This is a genomic window from Mesorhizobium sp. C268A, assembly GCF_040324475.1.
GTDB lineage: Bacteria > Pseudomonadota > Alphaproteobacteria > Rhizobiales > Rhizobiaceae > Mesorhizobium.
The window spans coordinates 1,512,209-1,533,064 of the sequence record NZ_JAMYVX010000001.1 but is presented as its reverse complement, the minus strand read 5'-3'; the positions used below and the strand labels follow the sequence as shown (position 1 = coordinate 1,533,064).

At 63.8% G+C, this 20,856-nt stretch carries 17 protein-coding genes; 2 read left to right on the top strand and 15 right to left on the bottom strand.

Going from position 1 to position 20,856, the window contains the following annotated elements; genetic code table 11:
* The first annotated feature begins 157 nt into the window (after window positions 1-157).
* On the top strand, window positions 158-1,120 hold the full coding sequence (locus tag NKL06_RS07685) for a sugar-binding transcriptional regulator (protein ID WP_023668527.1): 963 nt from the start codon (window positions 158-160) through the stop codon (window positions 1,118-1,120).
* A 17-nt stretch (window positions 1,121-1,137) separates the two neighbouring features.
* Here NKL06_RS07685 and NKL06_RS07680 read toward each other — a convergent pair whose 3' ends face one another.
* The 8 genes from NKL06_RS07680 to NKL06_RS07645 all read right to left on the bottom strand — a co-directional run bounded on the left by NKL06_RS07680 (window position 1,138) and on the right by NKL06_RS07645 (window position 11,441).
* Window positions 1,138-1,731 carry a hypothetical protein gene (locus NKL06_RS07680; RefSeq protein WP_023692139.1) on the bottom strand — a complete coding sequence of 198 codons (594 nt, stop codon included), beginning with the start codon at window positions 1,729-1,731 and terminating at the stop codon, window positions 1,138-1,140.
* Window positions 1,732-1,828: 97 nt separating this feature from the next.
* Complete coding sequence (locus NKL06_RS07675) at window positions 1,829-3,316, bottom strand: xylulokinase (RefSeq protein ID WP_023692138.1); 1,488 nt, start codon at window positions 3,314-3,316, stop codon at window positions 1,829-1,831.
* Between the two features lie 20 nt (window positions 3,317-3,336).
* Window positions 3,337-4,659, bottom strand: a complete 1,323-nt coding sequence (locus tag NKL06_RS07670) for an NAD(P)H-dependent oxidoreductase (protein WP_023668524.1) — start codon at window positions 4,657-4,659, stop codon at window positions 3,337-3,339.
* 161 nt (window positions 4,660-4,820) lie between these two features.
* Complete coding sequence (locus NKL06_RS07665; protein ID WP_023692137.1) at window positions 4,821-5,924, bottom strand: mandelate racemase/muconate lactonizing enzyme family protein; 1,104 nt, start codon at window positions 5,922-5,924, stop codon at window positions 4,821-4,823.
* Between the two features lie 17 nt (window positions 5,925-5,941).
* Window positions 5,942-6,649 carry a GntR family transcriptional regulator gene (locus NKL06_RS07660; RefSeq protein WP_023692136.1) on the bottom strand — a complete coding sequence of 236 codons (708 nt, stop codon included), beginning with the start codon at window positions 6,647-6,649 and terminating at the stop codon, window positions 5,942-5,944.
* Window positions 6,650-6,829: 180 nt separating this feature from the next.
* Entirely contained in the window at window positions 6,830-7,984 is a 1,155-nt protein-coding gene (locus NKL06_RS07655; RefSeq protein ID WP_023692135.1) for an efflux RND transporter periplasmic adaptor subunit, read from the bottom strand.
* A gap of 14 nt (window positions 7,985-7,998) precedes the next feature.
* Window positions 7,999-11,187: an efflux RND transporter permease subunit gene (locus tag NKL06_RS07650; RefSeq protein WP_023687080.1), complete on the bottom strand. Its 3,189-nt coding sequence runs from the start codon at window positions 11,185-11,187 to the stop codon at window positions 7,999-8,001.
* Complete coding sequence (locus tag NKL06_RS07645; RefSeq protein WP_023692134.1) at window positions 11,181-11,441, bottom strand: hypothetical protein; 261 nt, start codon at window positions 11,439-11,441, stop codon at window positions 11,181-11,183. Before NKL06_RS07645 ends, NKL06_RS07650 begins: the two co-directional genes overlap by 7 nt.
* A gap of 242 nt (window positions 11,442-11,683) precedes the next feature.
* Between NKL06_RS07645 and NKL06_RS07640 the strand changes: the two genes are divergently transcribed.
* Window positions 11,684-12,265, top strand: coding sequence for a TetR/AcrR family transcriptional regulator (locus tag NKL06_RS07640; RefSeq protein WP_023668517.1), 582 nt, complete (start codon window positions 11,684-11,686; stop codon window positions 12,263-12,265).
* A 335-nt stretch (window positions 12,266-12,600) separates the two neighbouring features.
* Here NKL06_RS07640 and NKL06_RS07635 read toward each other — a convergent pair whose 3' ends face one another.
* From NKL06_RS07635 to NKL06_RS07605, 7 genes are all read right to left on the bottom strand, one after another.
* Window positions 12,601-13,623 carry a LacI family DNA-binding transcriptional regulator gene (locus NKL06_RS07635; RefSeq protein ID WP_023668516.1) on the bottom strand — a complete coding sequence of 341 codons (1,023 nt, stop codon included), beginning with the start codon at window positions 13,621-13,623 and terminating at the stop codon, window positions 12,601-12,603.
* Window positions 13,624-13,760: 137 nt separating this feature from the next.
* The gene (locus tag NKL06_RS07630; protein ID WP_023668515.1) at window positions 13,761-14,555 is read right to left on the bottom strand and encodes an ATP-binding cassette domain-containing protein; all 795 of its coding nucleotides are present in this window, start codon (window positions 14,553-14,555) and stop codon (window positions 13,761-13,763) included.
* 4 nt (window positions 14,556-14,559) lie between these two features.
* Entirely contained in the window at window positions 14,560-15,546 is a 987-nt protein-coding gene (locus NKL06_RS07625; RefSeq protein WP_023668514.1) for an ABC transporter permease, read from the bottom strand.
* Between the two features lie 109 nt (window positions 15,547-15,655).
* Window positions 15,656-16,588, bottom strand: a complete 933-nt coding sequence (locus NKL06_RS07620) for a substrate-binding domain-containing protein (RefSeq protein WP_023692133.1) — start codon at window positions 16,586-16,588, stop codon at window positions 15,656-15,658.
* A 297-nt stretch (window positions 16,589-16,885) separates the two neighbouring features.
* On the bottom strand, window positions 16,886-17,914 hold the full coding sequence (locus NKL06_RS07615; RefSeq protein WP_198027043.1) for an ABC transporter permease: 1,029 nt from the start codon (window positions 17,912-17,914) through the stop codon (window positions 16,886-16,888).
* A complete protein-coding gene (locus NKL06_RS07610) occupies window positions 17,911-19,455 on the bottom strand; it encodes a sugar ABC transporter ATP-binding protein (protein WP_050586869.1) in 1,545 nt (514 codons plus the stop codon). Before NKL06_RS07610 ends, NKL06_RS07615 begins: the two co-directional genes overlap by 4 nt.
* Window positions 19,456-19,593: 138 nt before the next feature.
* Entirely contained in the window at window positions 19,594-20,751 is a 1,158-nt protein-coding gene (locus NKL06_RS07605; protein ID WP_023692130.1) for a fumarylacetoacetate hydrolase family protein, read from the bottom strand.
* Between the last annotated feature and the right edge of the window lie 105 nt (window positions 20,752-20,856).

The window sequence follows — 20,856 nt, the reverse complement described above, 5'->3', positions numbered from 1 at the left end:
TATGCAATTTTGTTCAGCTAAACTGTTCATTAGAAAATTGTCAAGAGCCGTTGCGCCATTCGGCGGTGGTTTGCGCCACCGGGCGGTTTGTCCTAGGGAAGGCCAGGGGGCGGCGCTTGCGGAAAGATTTCCGAAATTTGCCGCGGGAGGGCAAAAGATGGCGACCGTCGAAAACGAGAAGGCCTCGCGCTTCCCCGATGCCGAGCTCAAGGCCCGGGCCGCCTGGCATTACTATGTCGAAGGTCTGACGCAAGAGCGCATTTCCGAGATCCTCGGCGTCGGCCGCATCAAGGTGCACCGCATTCTCTCCGCTGCGCGAGAGGAGGGCATCGTGCAGTTCCGCATTCGCGACAGTGTCGTCGAATGCGTGCAGCTCGAGGAGAGCCTGAAGCAGCGTTTCGGGCTCAGCCAGGCGGTCGTGGTGCCATCAGCCGCTGATCGCAGCAACGCGCCGCTGATGATCGGCCACGCGGCTGCCGCCTATCTCGCCGACAATGTGAATGCCGGCGACGTCATTGCGCTGGGCTGGGGCCGCACGCTGAAATTCGCCATCAACGAATTGCCGAGGCGGCCGATCGCCAGGACGACGGTCGTCTCGATGCTCGGCGGCCTCACCCACGCGCAGCCGCTCAACCCGACCGAAAGCGCCTGGGAGTTCGCCGAAAAGATCGGCGCTGAATGTTTCCTGCTGCCGGTGCCGGTCTATGCCGACAAGCCGGAACAGCGCGATGCCTTCATGAGCCAGCGCAGCGTCCAGGATGTCGTCTTCCGCGCGCGCCGCGCCAACATCGCCGTGCTCAGCGTCGGCTCGTTTTCCAAGGACAGCCCGATCGCCAATTACGGCTTCATCAAGCCGAGCGAACTTGAGGAACTGCAGGCCGCCGGCGCGGTCGGCGACCTCTTGTGCCATTTCATCGACGCCGAGGGCCACCCGGTCGACCATGAGGTCAACCGCCGCGTCTGCGCCTATCCGCTGCAGGATTTGTCCGATATTCCGAGCATCATACTGGTTTCAGGTGGTCAGGAGAAGGTCGCTGTGATGCGCGCGGCGCTGGCCAACACCAGGATTTCGGTGCTGATCACCGATGAGGATGCGGCCAAAGGCCTGCTCAATCGTTGAGCGCTGTCCGGCGTCGGTCAGAATTCGCAGGGCTCCGGACGACTGTCGTCCGACCAGTCGGCCAGTGCGATCGGCACGAATTTTCCCGCGACCGGTTTGCCGTCGTCCAGGTCCTTTGAGGCAACGCCTCTGCCGGTGAGAAAATTGATGTCGCAACCGCCCAGCGTCGTCCCGACCGAGCCGTCGGCTTTCTGAACATTCCAGTCCCAGTCGCGACTGTAGCCGGCGACAAGGAATTTACCGCCGCGCCAGACGATGGTCAGCGTTGTATCCCATGATTTGTTGGCGCCGCAGCCGAAGCACGAGGTGACGACAAGCGATCCCTTGCCCTTGCTTTCGAGCCCGAGAATACGGTCCTGCGTCAGCGCCTTTTTGACAAAGTCAGGCTTGCGCGAAGGATCGAGCTTTCCTTCGCCGGCAGCCAGATAGATCGAGAGATCCGCCAGCCCGGTGTCGGAATCCGCCGCGATCGCGGCCCGATCCATCCTGCCGTCATTGTCCATGTCGAGCGTGACCTCGAAGGGCGGCTCGTCCTGCGCACGCGCCGTCATCGGAGCTGCCGCAAGCGCGACAATCCAGGGCAGGGCGGCAAGGTGAAATACTGCTTTCATGAGCCCGATGAGTCTAGCATTGGCCGGGCAGGACGCAAAATCGGCAAGCTGGGCAGGTTGGGCATGGGAGCCTCACGCAGGCAAGCTGCGCTTGAACTCAGATCGCACCGAGCCGCGCGTGGATGTCGCGTGTCGCGTGATAGAGGTCGCGGTAGATCGCCTTGCGCGCCCGGTAAGCCGGCACCAGCGTCATATCCGGATCGACACGCCTGGCCGGCGCCGCCGCCATTGCCTTGGCGGCGTCTTCCGCCGAGGCGAACCAGCCGATCGCCGAAGCAGCCAGCATGGCCGCGCCAAGGGCCGCCGCCTCGTTGACCGGCGACACGAACAGCGGCCGCTCCAGCACGCTGGCCATGATCTTCATCAGCAGCGCCGAATTGGTGCCGCCGCCGGCGGAAATCATCTCTCCCGACTTGCCGCCGCTTTCGGCCTCCATCGCCTCGCTGGCGATGGCCTGCTCCAAAGCGATGCCTTCCAGCGTGGCGCGGAAGAGATGCCTGGGCTCATGGTCGAGCGACAGGCCAACAACGGCGCCGCGCGCCGCGCCATCCCAATAGGGGCTCATGACGCCGGCCCAATAGGGCATGACCAAAAGACCGTCGCCGCCGGCCGCAACATCGACCGCACCCTTCTCCAGTTCTGCCGCGGAAGACGCGCCGGTGGTGCGCACGATCCAGTCGACCAGTTGCATGCCCGAGCGCAGCACGGTTTCCAGCATGAAGCCGGAGCCGGTCGGCGAGACCAGCGTGCGAAACGCATCCGAAGTGGTGACCGTGCCGGAATAGCAGCCGCTGACGACGCCGGAGCCGAGCGAGAGATAGCTCCTGCCGGCACCATAGACGCCCATGCCGAGACCCATGGCCTGGCCATCGCCGGCGCCGGCGACAATTGGCGTGCCCGCTTTGAGGCCAGTCAGCTGGGCAATGCTTTCGGCAAGGCCGCCGCAGATTTCGCCTGGGCCGATCAGCGCCGGCAACTGCCGTGGCTGCAACCCTGCAGCCGAGACAAGCTCAGGGTGCCATTCGCCTGTCGTGACATCGAGCAAGCCGAGCGGGTCGGCACTTGCCGTGCTGGTTACCAGCCGTGCGGTCAGCCGGTGAACGAAGAAGCCATGAACATCGACCAGGGCGGCGGCGTTGGCCAGCACCTGCGGCTGGTGTTCCGCCAGCCAGGCGATGGCATAGAGCGCCGGCGTCGGATCCGGCGGCTTGCCGCTCCAGTCGCGGATCGTCTCGCGGCCAAGCTCGGCCGACAGCCTGGCGACTTGAGGCCGGGCGCGCTCGTCAAGCCACAGGATCGCCGGGATGAGCGGCGTGCCGGCCTGATCGATCAGGGTGAAGGTCTCGCGCTGATGGGCTATGGCAATTGCCGCCACGCGCGCGGCGCCGACCTTGTCGGCAACCTGCTTCAGCGCACTGATAAGGGCTGCCCACCAATGTTCGGCATCCTGCTCGAAATGGCCGGGCTTAGGATTGGCCAGCGGATAGGCCTCGCGCGCCTGGAACAGCTCCGCGCCGTCGCCGGTGAAGGCGATCGCCTTCACCGCCGTCGTCGAGGCATCGATCCCGATAACGACATCGTCCATCACAGGGAGATCCCGAAGGTTCAGGCGGCGTTGGTCACAAACTGTCCATCCGACTGGTCTAGACGGCGGCGGATCTGCGTTATCACCATCGAATCGTCGGGTACACAATTTTCATAGGTAAGGAAGTCGCCGGTCTTGACCGGCTTGACCACCTTGGCGCGTTCGGCGATCCCGAGCGGCAGCGCGCCCTTGGCGCGGGCGTCCTCCCAGGTCATGGCGAAGCCGCGATAGTCGTTCTCGCCGATCATGCCGAGCGATTGGCCCGCGCCGAGATCGCTCTTGGCCACCGCCACCGCTTCGGCCACCGGGTGGTCGAGCGGCTCCATGTCGGCGCGTTTGTAGACCACGGCGCGCGCCGCCGACAGTGGCACTTCAAGGCTTGTCAGGTGATAGGGACGGTAGATCGTGAAATAGGGGCCCTTGCCGACCTTGAGGTCGACCATGCGCTCCAGCACGCGCGGATGCCTCGTTTCGATGATGCAGAACACGCCGGGCGCCACGCCCTTGCCGATGGAATAGTCGACCACGCCCTTGCGGTGCAGCACGCCGCCATCCTCGCGCGGGCAAAGCACGCTGGCCAGTTCCTCCAGCGTCGCCGTCGGGCCGTGCATGCCCGGCACGTCGGGCACCAGCCCGGTGGCGTTGGCAATCGCCACCATCTCGATCGCCGTCTTGGAACCGTCGACGAACTCGACCAGCATGCGCGCATTCATATTGCGCTCGGCCGCTTCCTTCTCGTAGTCGGCGGGCATGGCGTCGATCTTCAGCGGGTTGTTCTTGCCCTTGCCGGCGGCGATGATGTTGAAGCCGAGGCTCTTGGCGAAGCCGATGATCTCCAGCGTGCAGGCGGGTTCGTCGCCGGCCGCACCGGTGTAGACCACGCCGGCCTTGCGCGCTTCCTCCTTGAGGAAGCGGCCGATCGTAATGTCCGCCTCGACGTTGAGCATGACGATGTGCTTGCCGTTCTTCATCACTTCGAGCGCAAACAGCGTGCCGATGTTGGGATTGCCTGTCGCGTCGATGATGACATCAATGCGGCCGGCCGCGGCCAGCGCATGCAGATCTTCGGTGACAGCGATCTTGCCGGCCTCGATGGCGCGGTCGATGGCAGAGGCGTTCGCAGCCTGGACGATGTCGGAGCGGTCATGGCCGGCGAGCAGTGCGGCATCGATCGCCGCTTGCGGGCGCACCTCGGAAATGGCACCGATCCGCATGCCCGGCATCAGCGCCACCTGGACGACGATGTCGGTGCCCATCTGCCCGGCGCCGGCGAGTCCGATGGTGATAGGCCCTTGGGCTTCAGCGCGCTGCAGAAGTTCCGCTGCAAATTGCGGATGGGCCATATCGCTTCCTCCAGGCATGACGCGCCGCAGCGTCAAATCATCATTTTGAACATTCCTATTTCCATTTGAAAAATATTTCAACCCGCAAATCGGAGAATGGCTGCAGGGCCAAATCTCCCACGGAGGATTCGTGGGGTGACAGCTTCATGCTGGGCTTGATCTCAGCCGATCTCAAGGAAAGGCTTGCCGAGCAGATCGGGCACGACATCGACGCCGAGGCCGGGCCCGTCGGGAATGCCCATGTGGCTGCCGGTGACCGGTGGCGCGTTGGAGGCCGTGCGCACCGTCACCCACTCATGGAAGGCGATGGCGTGCAGCCGGCGTTCTTCCGGCGTCGACAGCGACAGATGCGCCATCGCCGCCGTGTCGATCTCGGCGCCGCCCGTATCCTCGACGGTGATCATGAAACCGAGATCGACGGCGACGTCGCGGATTTGCCTCGTCCTGGTTACGCCGCCAAGCCGCGAGATCTTCAGCGTCAGCCCGTCGGCGGCGCCCAGGCGATGGATTTCCAGCATCGCCTCGAGCGAGATGACGCTCTCGTCCAGCACCATCGGCTTGTCGAGCATGCGGCGCACCGACATGTTCTCCTCGATCGTCGTGCAGGGCTGCTCGAACGTGTAGTCGATGCCGCGCGTTGCATCGGCGAACTGCCGCGCCTGGTAGGGTGTCCAGCCGGCATTGGCGTCGCAGAAAATCACCGTGCCTTTCGGCACGGCCGAAGCGACTGCGCTCACCCGCTCGATGTCTTCATGCACATTGCCGCCGACCTTGACCTGCAGCCGGCGGCAGCCCTGGGCGATGATCCTTTTGGCCAGTGCCGCCATCTGGTCGAGCGTGCCGTGGGTGACGACGCGGTAGGTCTCCGCCATGTCGCTCTCGCGGCCGCCAAGCATGGTCACCAGCGGCACGTCGGCGGCCCGGGCCGCCAGATCCCAGCAGGCCATGTCGAGCGCCGACTTGATGTAGGGATGCCCCTTGAACACCGTATCCATCAATCGGCCGATGCCGGCGAGGCCACGCGGGTCCTGGCCGATCAGGTGCGGCGCGATCTCGACCACGCCCGCGCGCGTTCCCGCCGGAAAGGCGGCCGAATAGAAATTGCCGAGCGGCGCCATCTCGCCCCAGCCGGTCACGCCGCTGTCGGAGGTAATGGCGACGATCACCGCATCGAAGCAGTCTGCAACCCGCCCCTTTGACATGCGGTAGGGCCCGTCCACGAAGGGCTGCACGACGCGATAGGCCTTGATGGTTTTGATCTGCACTTGTCTGTCCGTTGTCTCTAGGCGTTGAGGAGGGTCAGTCCTTCGATGTTCCGCTGATCGAGGCCACGCGCAAAGGCAAGCAGCTCTTCGAAATCGAGGTCGATATGCTCGCGCGCATGGCGCTGGGCAGCGCGCATGTCGGCGCCCTTCAAGAGCCGCACATAGGTTTCGTGGAGATCTTCGGCCGGCACCGGCTCGTTGCGGGCCTGCTGGTGCAGGGCAAAGTACATCTGCAGCCGGCTGGTCAGCCGCTGCCAGGTTTCCAGCAGCACCGAATTGTCGGCCCATTCATAGATCAGCCCGTGCAATTGCAGTGCGGTCTCGATCTGGCGGGTGGTGTCGCGCGCGCGCGTTGCCTGCTTCACCGCTTCGTGGCGGCGGTCGAGTTCATCGAAGAAGCGCTGGTCGCGCAGCTTCCATGTCCGCTCGATGGCGAATTCATCGAGCACCTTGTTCAGCGAGTAGGCGTCGTCAATGTCCTTGGCGGTGACATCGATGACGAAGGTGCCGGCATAGGGAATGCTGGTCAGGATGCCTTCCTGCACCAGCTCGCGCATAGCTTCGCGCAAAGGCGCGCGGCTGACCCGCATCTGCTCAGCGATCCTCAGCTCGCTCAGCTTTTGGCCGGGTTCCAGCTGGCCGGTCAGGATCGCCCGCCGCAACAGCGCAACGATCTCGGCTCGGCGTGTCGTATCCGCGATCGGATTGAAGTCCAGCTTGGCCATTCCGTCACTCCAGTGAGAGCCGGAAACAGACAAGCAGATTGTCGACAATCCTACAATATGTCTGTTCCGGATTCTTGTGCCTTGCGGTTACTCCAAAAACGGCGTGCGGCGCTCCATAAAAAAACGGCGCCCTCGGCGTGGAAGCCGAAGGCGCCGCAGGACCGGGGCTGATGGGGGTTATCAGCTGGCCGGTTTCTCCTGGGGCAACGGCGAGATCGGCATTCCTGGTCCGATCTTCTGCAGATTGCCCGTTATCACCTGGTCGCCTTCGGCAACGCCGCTGAGGACCGCCACAAGGTCGCCGCTGGTCGCGCCAAGCGAGACGATGCGCTGGTCGACCGTGTTGCCCTTGCCGACGACATAGACATATTTGCCGAGCTGGCTCGAACCCAGCGCCACCTGCGGCACCATCAGCGCGTCGGGCAGCTGCTTGATGTGCAGCCGCACGCGGACATACTGGCCCGGCAGCAGCGAGAACTTCGCATTGCCGATGGTGGCGCGCGCCGTAATCGTGCCAGTCGAGTGGTCGACCGTGTTGTCGATGAAGGTGAGTTCGCCCTTCTGGCTGGCTTCGGTCTCGCCGGGCAGCAGCACCTCGACCTCGATCGGGCCGGCGGCCCGGGCCCGTTCGATTTCGGCCAGGTCCGTCTCGCTCGGATTGAAGGTGACGTAGATCGGGTCGAGCTGCACCAGCGTGTTCAGCACCGTGCCGGCGACGCTGACCAGCGTGCCGACCGAAGCCTGGTTGCGGCCGACGCGGCCGGCAAACGGAGCGTGGATTTCGGCGTAGCTCAAATTGAGCTCGGCCGTGCGCACCGCCGCCTGGTTGACGGCAAGCGACGCTTCGGCCTGGCGCAAGGTGCTCGTACGCTGGTCGAACCCATCCTTGGCCAGATAGCCGCTCTTGGCGAGTTCGGAGCCGCGGCCGAGATTGGAGCGCGCATAGTCGAGGCTCGCCTGGTCGCGCTGCACTTCGGCCTTGGCCTGGTCGAGAGCCGCCTTGAAGTCGTCAGGCGAGATCTTGTAGAGCAGATCACCCTGGCGCACATCCGCGCCGTCCTTAGCCGTCTGCTCCTGCAGATAGCCGGGCACGCGGGCCTGCAAGGTGACGCTGCGGATCGCCTCGATGCGGGCGGCGTAGTCAAGGTAGATCGGGATCGTCTTCTTGACCACGCTCGTCACCGGCACCGGCATGACGAATGCCGCAGGTGCTGCCGTCGCTGCCGCCGTGCCGGCATTGAGGCTGAGATTGCCCATGTCGAGGAAGTGGACGCTTGCCACCGAGATCGCTCCCAGGGCGACGGCCGTTCCCAAAGCTATTTTCCATTTACGCATTTTGGTCTCCAATTCTATTCGGCTGCTTCGGCCAGGCGCATCGGCGCTGGTTCGGCAGTCGGTTCATTATTGTCCTGGTCATGAGCGGCGTTCGGTTCGCTGCGCACGCGGCCTTCGCGCAGCTGCTCGATGACCGCGTAGAAGACCGGCACGAACACCAGCGACAGGATTGTCGCTGCCACCATGCCGCCAAACACGGTGGTGCCGATCGACTGCCGGCTTGCCGCACCCGCACCCGTCGCAAACATCAGCGGCAGCACGCCGAGGATGAAGGCGAAGGCCGTCATCAGGATCGGCCGCAGCCTCAGCCGCGCGGCTTCCATTGCCGCGTCGACAATGCTCAGTCCCTCCTCGCGCCGCCGCCTTGCAAACTCGACGATCAGGATCGCGTTCTTGGCGGCGAGGCCGATCAGCATGACGAAGCCGATCTGCGAGTAGACGTCGATCTGCATGCCGCGCAAGAACAGGGCTGCGAAGGCGCCGAACAGGGCCAGTGGCACCGCCAGCAGCACCATGAACGGCATCGCCCAGCTCTCATACTGCATCGCCAGGATCAGGAAGACGAAGACGATGGCGAGGCCGAAGACGACCGACGCGATCGATCCTGCCTTGAGCTCCTGGAAGGTGATGCCGGTCCATTCGAAACCGAAATCCCTGGGCAAAGCAGTGGCGGCGGCCCGTTCCATCGCGGCAACCGCCTGGCCCGACGAGAAGCCGGGGGCTGCGCCGCCATTGATCGTGGCCGAGGCGTTGTTGTTGTAGTGCGGCACGGTTTCCGGGCCGACGAACGGCACCAGTTTGCCCAGTGTGCTCAGCGGCACCATGCCGCCGGAGGCGTTGCGCACATAGAGCCGCGAAAGGTCGCCTGCGTCGGCACGTGCATCCTTGTCGGCCTGGATGGTCACCCGGAAGGTGCGGCCGAACAGGTTGAAGTCGTTGACGTAGAGCGAGCCGAGATAGATCTGCAGCGTGTTGAAGACGTCGGGCAGGTTGAGGCCGAGCAGTTTGGCCTTGCTGCGGTCGAGGTCGTAGTTGAACTGCGGCGTCGAGGTCGAGAACGGCGAGAACAGCTGCTGCGGGTTGATTTCCGGCTGCTTGCGCGCCTCGGCGATCACGGCTTGCGTCGCGTCGTTGAGGGCTGAACTGCCGCGCCCGGTGAGATCCTCGACGACGAATTCGAAGCCGCCCGTGGTGCCGATACCCGGGATCGAAGGCGGATCGAAGGACAGCGCGAAGGCTTCCGGAATCTGCATCAGCTTGCCGCGCACGTCGGCGACGAGCTTCGACGCGCTCTGGTCGGGGCCGCGCTCTTCCCACGGCTTCAGGATGGCGAACTCGACAGCCGAATTCGACTGCGCCGCACTGGTCAGGAAGTTCAGACCGCTGATCGAGCCGACAATCTCGACGCCGGGCGTAGCTTGGAGGATGTCGCGCGCCTTCTGGGCCACGGCGTCAGTGCGTTCCAGCGAGGCGCCGTCAGGCAGCTGGATGACGACGAAGAAGTAACCCTGGTCCTCGACCGGAAGGAAGGTCGAGGGCAGCTTCTGCCAGACGAAGTAGGTGGCGACCAGGCCGGCCGCGAACAGACCGAGCATGATCCAGCGCAGCCGGATGAGGATGCGTACGCCATGGGCATAGGCATGCGACAGCCTGTCGAAACCCGTGTTGAACCAGCGGAACGGGGCGAACTGCGTCTCCCCGCGATGGCGCAGGAAGGCGGCACTCAGCGCCGGGCTGAGCGTCAGCGAGTTGAAGGCGGATATGCCGACCGAAATCGCCACCGTCAGCGCGAACTGATTGTAGAGCTTGCCGGAGACGCCGGGAATGAAGGCGACGGGCACGAAGACGGCCATCAGCACCGCGGTGGTGGCGATGATCGGTCCGGTGACTTCGGCCATCGCGGCCTTGGTCGCCGCCAGCGGTTTCAGCCCGGCCTCCAATTGTCGTTCGACGTTTTCCACCACCACGATGGCGTCGTCGACGACGAGGCCGATGGCCAGCACCATGCCGAGCAGGGAGAGCATGTTGAGCGAGAAGCCCATCATTTCCATGACCACCATCGTCGCCACCAGCGACACCGGAATGGCGATGGTCGGGATGATCGTCGTGCGCCAGCTCTGCAGGAAGATGAACACCACGGCCACGACCAGCACCAGCGCTTCGCCGAGCGTGATCAGCACGTCATGCATCGATGCCGACACGAAGCGCGTGGTGTCGTAGTGCATGGCGTAGGAGACGCCCTTGGGGAACCGTGCCGACAGTTCCTGCATCTTGTCCTTGACGTGCTGCTGCAGATCGAGGGCGTTGGAACCCGGCATCTGGTAGACGGCCAGCACCACCGTCGGGTCCTTGCCGAAGAAGGCCGACGACGAATATTGCAACGCGCCGAGCTCGATGCGGGCGACGTCGCGCAGCCGCACCAGCGAGCCGGTGCCGGTGTTGGCGCGCACGACGATGTCGCCGAACTCCTTGGGGTCGCTCAGGCGGCCGACGGCGTTGACCTGCATCTCGAAGGCGGTGCCGGCGGGCGCCGGCGACTGGCCGATCTTGCCGGCCGCCACCTGGACGTTCTGTTCCGAGATGGCGTTCTGGACGTCGACAGCGGTGATGCCAAGATTGGCGAGCTTGTCCGGGTCGAGCCAGACGCGCATCGAATAGCGGCGCTCGCCGAATATCTGGACGTCGCCGACGCCAGGCAGCCGCTTCAGCGGATCGACGACCTGCAGATAGGCGAGGTTGCTCAGCGCCACCGGATCGACCGAACTGTCGGGCGAGGTCAGGTTGACGATGAGGACGAAATTCGGGTTCTGCTTCTTGATCGTCACGCCGCCCTGGTTGACGATCGCCGGCAGCGACGAGGCCGCTTGCGAGACGCGGTTCTGGACGTCGACGGCCGCGGTGCTCAAGGAATAGCCGACATCGAAGGTGATGGTGATGGTCGAGGAGCCGTCATTGGAGCTCGACGACGACATGTAGGTCATGCCTTCGACGCCGTTGATCTGCTGCTCCAGCGGCGTCGTCACCGTATCGGCGACCACTTGCGCGCTGGCGCCCGGATAATGGGCGCTGACCACGACCTGCGGCGGCGTGATGTCGGGAAACTGCGAAACCGGCAAAAGGAAATAACAAATCGTCCCGGCGAGCACCATGATGATGGCGATGGCCGAGGCGAAGATCGGACGATGGATGAAAAAATTTACCACGACACGCAAACCTCTTTAGAAGAACCGGCCTCTTTAAAAGAATTGGCAGACCGGGACAGCCGCCGGCCGCGCACCGAACCCGGGTCTTGCAAAAAATACGAAGACGGCGCCGCGCCGCTGAGGCCCTGCTCATCGGCAACGGTCCTCAGCATCGCTTCGAAGGCGCGCGGATTGACGCGGTCCGCTTTCATCACCAGCCGGATCATCGGATCCCGGATGGCTTCATCGATGGTCAAATCCTTGCGCTGCGACATTGGAGCGTCTCCATTCCAGCGGCCCGCATCGGACGATCGCGAACCGGTTTTCATCTCTTCACCGGCCGGAGCCGCATGACCTGCAATTTTCACCCTTTGTGATCTGGCAGGACCAGTTCACGGCCTTGTTATTGACGGAAGGCCACATAGGTGTTACCAGTAAGTAACATTCGGATAGTTACAGACCGGTAACACCCTAGTCAAGAGGTGAACCGAATTTTTAGGGAGACAAGGAGACTGCGATGGCAGACGGCATTACCGATCGCGTGCGCCCCCGAGACCGAATCCTGGAGACGGCGCAGGACATGTTTCACAAGCATGGCATCAAGGGCGTCGGTGTCGACGCCATCACGGAAGCCGCCGGCACCAACAAGATGACGCTCTACCGTCATTTTGAGTCCAAGGACGAACTGATCGTCCAGTGCCTGCGCGCGTCGGCGGCTAAAGGCGCCGCGATGTGGGACCAATTCGAGGCTGAGCATCCCGGCGACAAGCTCGCCCAGTTGCATGCCTGGATTCGCATGGCCGCTGCTTGCCTGGCGGCTGACGGTCGCGGCTGCGACATGGCCAATGCCGCCGCCGAATTGACGGAGCCGGACCATCCCGCCAGGAGCGTGATCAAGGAGCTCAAGAGCGCTCAGCGCGATCGCCTCGTTGCGCTGTGCCGGGATGCGGGCATCGGTCAGGCCGAGCTTCTGGCCGATACGCTGTCGCTGCTGTTCGAAGGGGCGCGCGTCAGCGTGCAGACCATGGGCTGCCAAGGCCCCAGCACGCAGTTCGTGCGCATGGCTGAAGGCCTGATCAGCTCTTTCAGGGCGCGCTGAATTCCAGCTTTCGGAGTTGAGGAGTCCCCATCATCCGGCGGGGCTTTTGGCTATTCTCCGAACTTGCCCGTCAACTCTAATTTAGATTCATTTGAGAATGAAAAAAGCCCGCTGCCGGGAGGAGGTGGCAGCGGGCCGATTTCGAACGAGATGCGGGAGGAGGTGCACCGCGCTCAGCGTCGGCATCGCATCTGGGAGGAGTAGATGGCCGACACCCAGATGAGTACGAGTTGCCCAATGATTCGGCAACAATGAAAGTTGCATGGCTGCTGTGCAGATTTGCGGCATCTACCCCGACTTGTCGTACAAATCGGACAAACCGCCACGGCGCGACTTCACTGCACCGGCACGTTTTCCTTGAAGATCAGCCGTGGCTCGATGAACTTCTTCGTCAGGTATGGCGCGGCGGATGCGATCGAGCCAAGCAGGCGGATCACAGATTGCTCCGCGATCAGCCGCGCATTCTGGTCGATGACGACATCGGCGAGGTCGTCGACGAGATAGCCGCGCGTTTCCTTGGTCAGGTCGTGGCAGATGAAGACCGGCTTCTTCTTTGGCTTGGCCTCGAGCAGCGCTCTCGCCACACCTGAGCGCCCGGCGCCGACGCAATAGATGCCGAGCAGTTCCGGCTCGTTGTGCAGCGCCTGCATCGTTGCTGTGTAGCTGCCCTCCGGTTCGTCATTGATCTCGACCGCACTCGAGACCGTGAGATTGGGGAATTCCTCTGTCAGCACCGACCGAAAGCCCATCTCGCGCTCCTCGTGCCCGCGATAGGAACGCGAGCCGACGACCATCGCCAGATGACCCTGGCGGCCATTGAGGAAGCGCCCCATCAACAGCGCCGCCGTGCGTCCGGCAACCCGGTTGTCGATGCCGACATAGGCCGAACGCGGGGCGGCTGGAACGTCGGAGACCAGCGTGACAAGGCGGATGCCTGCCTCGACCACATCGCGCAATATGTTGCGCGTTCGCGGATGATCGACGGCAATGACGCCGACGCCATTGGCCTTCAGCGACAGATTTTCAACCGCCGCCTGCAGCGCTGCCGGCGAGATGCCGCCGAGATTGTGGATCCGGCACGAGGCGACCAGCGGCAGGCGCCCCGCATAGTCCTCGATGTGCCCGGCGAGGTCGATCATGAAACCGTTGGCGCCGATCGGCAGGAAGAATTCAAGATGCGCCGGCCGCGACGGCAGCGTCACCTGATCGACCACCGGCAAATAGCCGAGCTGCTTGGCCGCCTCCATCACCCGTTGGCGGTTGGCGGCGCTCGCGCCGGCCCGGTTGTTCAGAACCCGGTCGACGGTCGCGGTCGACAGGCCGCAGCTCCTGGCTATGTCGGCAACGGTGGCTTTCATGGCTGCAGTCATAGAGCATGATCCCGAAAAGTGGGAAGCCGGTTTTCTCGGACAAACGGGAACCGTTTTGTCAAAAGGTCATGCTCTACAACGAGTTAGAGCGGATGCGTTTCCGTGCCAGACGGCGCGAAGACGGTTCAGCCGTGCGATGGCCCGCCTTCGATGATGGCGTCGCGGATCTCCTTGTCCGACATCCCGGTGATGATGCGTTCGACCTCGGCCACGCTGGTCTTCTTCGGGTCGATGTCGTCGGCCACCACCTTGCCCCGGCGCATGACGACGATGCGGTCAACCACCTGGAAGACATGGTGGATGTTGTGGGCGATGAAGATGCAAGAATGCCCGGAATCGCGCGCGTTGCGCACGAAGCTCAGCACGCCTTGCGTCTCGGCGACGCCGAGATTGTTGGTCGGCTCGTCGAGGATGATCAGGTCGCTGTCGAAGTGCATGGCGCGCGCGATGGCGACGGCCTGCCGCTCGCCGCCGGACAGGGAGCCGATCGGCGTCGTCGGCGGGATGTTCTTGGAGATGCCGACCTGTTTCAGCAGGTCGCGGGCGACATTGTTCATCGCCTCCTGGTCCATGCGGTTCAAAAAACGCGGCGGCTTGATCGGCTCGCGGCCGAGGAACAGGTTGCGCGCGATCGACAGCTGCGTCACCAGTGCCGAATCCTGGTAGATCGTCTCGATGCCGTGCGCGATGGCGTCGCTGGTGCTGCGCAGATTGACCTTCTTGCCGCGGATGAAAATGTCGCCGCTGGTCAGCGGCACCGCCCCCGACAACACCTTGATCAGCGTCGATTTGCCGGCGCCATTGTCGCCGAGCAGGCCGACGATCTCCCTTTCGTTGACATGAAAATTGGCGTCTTCGAGCGCCTGAACGCGCCCGTAGGACTTTTTGATGTTGGACATGCGGATGAGCGGTTCAGCCATGGTTCTAGGTCCCTGCCTGATGCCGGCGTTCCAGCCATGAGTGCAGCGCCATCATGCCGAGGATGATGGCGCCGATGAAGATGTTGTAGGCCAGCCCGGGCACGCCGATCAGCACGATGCCGTTGCGCATGACGCGCAGGATAAGGATGCCGAGCACGGTGCCGATGATGGTGCCGCGCCCACCGGTCAGCGCCGTGCCGCCGATCACCACCATGGCGATGACTTCGAGCTCGTAGCCGGTGCCGCTGTTGGGGTTGGCGGCCGACGTGCGCAGCGACGAGATGACGCCGGCAAGCGAAGCCATCACCGACGACAGCACGAACAGGCCGATCTTGACGCCGCTGACGTTGACGCCGCGCGCCCTTGCGGCGCCTGGATTGCCGCCGGCTGCCTGGATCCAGTTGCCGGTCCGGCTTTGCGTCAGCACGTAGCCCAGCGCGATGGCCGCGGCGATGAACCAGAAGAGCGACATGTAGATGCGGAACGGGCCGATGAAGAAATCACCGACCAGCGCTTCGGCCAGCCAGCTGCCCTCGGCGCTCCACGTCCGCTGCGGAAAGCCGTCAGTGACGAACAGCGCGGTGCCGCGCACCACCAGCAGCATGCCGAGCGTCACCAGGAAGGATGGGATTTTCAGCTGCGTGACGAACCAGCCATTGACCAGGCCGATGAAGGCCGCGATCAGCAGCGCAGCGAGGAAGCCGACCTCCAGCGAGGTCAGGCCGCTGTTGAACAGCGTCCACATCAGCACCGGCGAAAAGCCGAACAGCGAGCCGACCGACAGATCGAATTCACCCGACGTCATCAACAGCGTCATCGCCAGCGCGATCAGCCCGAGCTCGACGGTGAAGGCCAGCGTGTTGGAGATGTTCTGCGGCGACAGGAAATCGTGGTTGATGCTCCAGAACACCGCGATTTCGACGATGAGCAGAACGAAGGGCCCGAATTCCGGCCTCGCGATCAGGCGTTGGATGAGCGAACGGTTTTCCACTGATAACCTGCGACAGGAAGGGGAAGGCTGAGCCCAGCGCGCAACGCGAAGGGCTCGGCGAAAAGACAGTCGCGACCGCGGCTGCGGCCGCGACTGTTGAAGGTCTGGGTTATTTGCCGGACAGGATGTCGTCGTAGACCTGCGCGGTGTCCTTTTCATAGAGCGCGCCGGTGATGACGTTGAAGCCCGGAGGAATGCCTGACGCCGCCATGTTGGCCAGCGACAGCGCGACATAGCTGGTCGCCTGCGGGTCCTGCCACTGGCCGGCATTGACGTAGCCGGTCAGCACTTCCTGGGTGGTGTCGAGCGAGTTGCCCCAGCCGACGACCGGGATTTCGCCCGGCTTGATGCCGGCCTGGTCGAACACCCGCTTGATCGAGCCGGTGACCAGATCGCCGAGGCCGATGATTGCCTTGACCTTGGCCTTGTTGGCGGTGAGATAGTCGACCATGCGGTTGATGGCTTCGGCCTGGTCGAGCGTCGCTTCGGTGATCTCATAGGTGATCCCCAGCGGTTCGAAGACGCTCTTGATGCCTTCCTCTTCCTGGACGCCGTAGGTGGCGCCGGGAATTTCGACCGGCATCCAGACGAAGTCGCCCTTCTTCACCAGACCCTTGTCGACCAGATATTGCGCCCAGTGCTTGCCGAAGGTGACGTTGTCGCCGCCGACATAGGCGTCGAAGCTTGCCTTGGGATCGGGCGTGTTGAAGTTGATGATCGGGATCTTGGCGGTGTTGGCTTCCTTGGCGATTTCGATCAGGCTGCCCGGATCGGGGCTGGTGGTGACGATGCCGTCGGCCTTTGCCGAGATCGCGGCACGCACGGCCTCTTGCTGCGAGGCAACGTCGCCATTGTGGAACGAGGTGTTGACGGTGTTGCCGGTGTCCTTCGCCCATTGCTTGGCACCGGCCAGGAAGTAGGTCCAGACCGGGTCGGCCGGGCCGCCATGCGAAATCCAGTAGAACGTCTTGGCCTGTGCCGCCGCCGGAATGGCCAGCGCCACAATCAAGCCAAGCACGAGTAATCGTAGCCTCGTCAGCATTTGCTTTCCTCCCATGTTGAAAAACGACCTCCACGTCCGGCGATGATCCGGGCCATGCCCTTGATCCTCTCCTCCTGCCAGCGCCGACCCGGATGCGCAGAGCATCTTCTTTTGCGGCCGATGGCAAGCCTCTATCCGCCCAATGGATGGTGGCGCGATGCAACGCGCCATCAGCGGTCCCATCAGATCGCATCAGTTAGAGAGCAATTCCAGGAAAAGTGTGAAACGGTTTTCCGTCCGGAATTGCGTCAAACCAAGAGATAGAGATATTCCCCGGCAAGCAGGCGGGGCTTAAACTCAGGCGCGCGGATTTTCCTGAAAGCGCTCGGCCTGGCGGTTGCGCAGCACCTTGGCCAGCCGGTCGAGCGCGAGCGCCAGCACCATCGCCGCGCCGATCACGAACGGGCTCCATGCGGCGTCGATGCCGAACAGGGTCACGCCGCTCAAGATGACCTGGACGATCAGCATGCCGATCACCGCACCGAAGACGGTGCCGCGCCCGCCGGAAAGCGAGGTGCCGCCGATGATCGCCGCGGCAATCGCCATCAGCACGAAACCGCCGCCTTGGTCGACGTCGGTAACGGGAGAGCCAAGCCACAGCGCGCCCGCGAGCCCCGAGACGATGCCCATCAGCACCAGCGTCTGCAGCCGCACAGCACCTGTCGGGATGCCGGCATAGAGCGCCGCCTGCGGATTGCTGCCGACGGCCTGGATCCGGTAGCCGAAGCGGCTGCGGTGAAGCACGAGGTGCATCACCACCGCCATTGCGACGAAGACAAAGACAGCCGTCGGCACAAGGCCGAACAGCTTGCCGTGAACGATCTCAAAGAAGTCGCCGCCTGGGCTGGCCGGAGCTGTCGCTTGCATCTTGACGGCCACCGCCGCCAGGCCCCGGAACATTGCAAAGGTGCCCAGCGTAACGACGATGGCCGGCAGTCGCAGCGCCACCACCAGCAGGCCGTTGACGAGGCCGAGCCCGGCGCCGAGCAGCACGCCGGCAAGGGCGGCAAGCCACGGGTCAATGCCGGTGGCCAGAAGGAATGCGGTGAGAAGGGCCGCGAGATGGAATATCCAGCCGACGGAAAGGTCGATCTCGCGGAGTGCGAGCACGAACACCATGCCGATCGCCAGCATGCCGGGATACGCAGCGGTTTCCAGCAACGACAGCACATTGGCCTCATCGAGGAAATCCGGCCGGGCAAAGCCTGTAATCGCCACCAGGACAACGAGCCCGATGAGCGGCCTGAGTTCGACGGGCAGGCGAAGGCTGCGCTTCGGGTGGGCAGCCGAACCGGCAAGCTGTAGCATGGGATCCAATCGTGTCATGCCATGGCTCCCACGAGTTTCTTTTTCGGCCGCTCCGCCTCCGGCATCTCGCCGGTGGTGGTCAGTTGCAGCACTGTCCTTCGCTTCATCTCGGCGCCGGACAGCTCGCCGGCGACCCGGCCGCGGTGGAAGACAAGGACGCGGTTGCTGAGGTTGGTCAGTTCGGACGGCTCGACCGAACGCAGCAAAACGATACAGCCATTGGCTGCCATCTGCCGGATCAGCGCATAGATCTTGCGCTTGGCAGCCGCCTCGATACCGCCAGCCGGATTGTCTAGGAGCAGCACTTGCGGCGCCGTCTCCAGCCATTTGGCGATTACGATCTTCTGCTGATCGCCGGCCAGCAGCGAATTCACCGGCGCGTCCGGCAGGCCCTTGATGCGCAGCGCATCGATCTGCCTTGCGGCGGCGGCGATCGCGGCCTTGGGCGAGTAGCGGCGCGACCCCCAGTTGCGGGCGCCGGTAGCGATGTTGCCTATGTTGAAGGCCAGCGACCGGTCGGGCATCAGGCCGTTGCACAGGCGGTTGGCCGGCACCAGGCCGATGCCGCGCCGCGCCGCTTCGGTCGGATTTCCAGGCAAGCCGTAGCCGTCGGGGAGCCGCACCCTGCCGCTTTGCGCCTTGCGCAGGCCAAACAGCATCTCGAACAGGTGTTCAACGCCTGACCCCTCAAGCCCGGCCAAGCCGAGGATCTCGCCGGAGCGGGCGGTGAAGCTGACGCCGGAAATCCGGCCGCCGCTCAGACCCTCCACCGTGATCCGCGGCCTTATCGTGCTGGCATTGGCCGGCAGTGCAGGCGGGAACAGGCTGCCGCGCTGCTGGCCGATCATGGCGTCGATCACATCGGCTTCGCTCAACGCCGAGCGCCCACTTGTCAGCACGTCACGGCCGTTGCGCATCACGGTGACCTGGTCTGCGATCGCAAACACATCCTCCAGCCGGTGCGAGACATAGAGCACGCTCGTGCCCTTGGCCTTGAGGTCACTTAGTACGGTGAACAGGTGCTCGGTCTGGCGCCGGTCGAGCGCAGAATTCGGTTCATCGAGGATCAGCAGCCTCGGGCCTTCCAGAATTGCGCGGCCGAGTTCGACATATTGCCGTTCGCCCATGCCGAGTTGTCCCACAGGAGCGTGGACATCGACGTCGAGCTTGAGTTGCCGAAGCAAGGTGCGGCTGCGTGCCTCCATCTCGCGCCTGGAGACGAAGCCATTGCGCAACGGCTCGCGATTGACGAACAGATTGGCCAGCACCGAGCGGTCGGCAAACAGGCCGAGCCCCTGGTGGACGACGCCGAAGCTGTGCTTGCGTGCAGCGATCGGGCTGTCGACGGTGACGATCTGGTCGCCGACGCGGATGGTGCCGCTGTTGGGCCGGAGCACGCCGGCAAGCACCTTCACCAGCGTCGACTTTCCGGCGCCGCTTTCACCGACGACAGCATGGATGGTCCCCTGTCCGACAGACAGGTTCATATCCCTGAGCGCGACAACGCCGCCATAACGCATGGCGAGATTGCGCACCGATATCATCGGCAAACCGAGCATGCGATTCGGCCCCCACAGACCGCGCCCCGATCCTGGAGCGAATTTCCGATACAGTCACCCGGATTCCGCTAACAAACGGCTTACAGCGACCGGATAGGAACGTTTATCGGCTATCCGTTCGTCCTGGCTGCTCCGAAATCAGATCAGGTCGGCCTTGGCGAGGTCCCGCATGAGATGGCTGGCGCCGTAGGTCCAGTGCGGGCAATCGGGCGACAGAAGCACGCGGTTCACCAGCGCGCCGAATTTCTCCGACGAGATGGTGACGATGTCGCCGATCTTGTGGGTGAATCCCTTGCCCTTCTCGCCGCGATCCTTCGACGGCACGAACATGGTGCCGAGATAAAGCGCCAAGCCGTCGGGATACTGGTGGTGCGGCCCCATGGCGGCCGCGACCAGCTCTTCGGGCGAACGGCTGATCTCGGCCATCGAGCTCGCGCCCTCCAGCGAAAACCCGTCCTCGCCCTCGACCTGCAGCCGCACCGTGGCGCGCTTCACGTCGTCGATCGAAAATGTTGCGTCGAACAACCGGATGAAGGGCCCAAGCGAGGCCGAGGCATTGTTGTCCTTGGCCTTGCCGAGCAGCAGCGCCGAGCGTCCCTCGACGTCGCGCAGATTGACGTCGTTGCCGATGGTGGCGCCGACGATCCTGCCGGTGCTGGCGGCGATCATGGCGATCTCCGGCTCGGGGTTGTTCCAGGTGGAGACAGGATGCAGCCCGACATCGGCACCGAAGCCGACGGACGCCATCGGCTGGCATTTGGTAAAGATCTCGGCGTCGGGGCCGATGCCGACTTCCAGATATTGCGACCAGGCGCCGCGCTGGATGAGCTTGGCCTTGATCTCCATCGCTTCGGGTGAGCCGGGCTTCAGCTTCGACAGATCGTGGCCGATCAGCCCGGCAATGTCGGCGCGGATGGCGTCGGCCTTTTCCGCCGAGCCGCGCGCCTGCTCCTCGATGACGCGTTCGAGCAGGCTGACCACGAAGGTCACGCCCGACGCCTTCACCGCCTGCAGGTCGACAGGCGAGAGCAGATAGGGTTTTGCCGGATCGCGGGTGGCCTGAAAACTGTTGGCGGCGATCGCGTCGAGCGAGCCGATCGGTTCGCCCTTGGCAGAGCGCACGTGTCCGGCCGGATCGGCCATCTCGCAGATGTCGCGCACTGTGGGTGCGGTGGTCGAGGTGACGTCGAAAACGATCCCGTCGCGCACGGTGACCACCAGAGGATGCGAGGCATCGCTTGCCCTGGCTCGGCCGATGAAGAGCCCGTCGGCGGGAAGCTGCGTTGGGTTCGTCATGGCTTACGGTCCTTTGATGATCGAGATGGCAGCTGGGCCGCGGCACTTTCACCGGATTCACGCCAAAGGTCTATCCCGTGGCGCAGGCAATTGTCGGTTCTGACA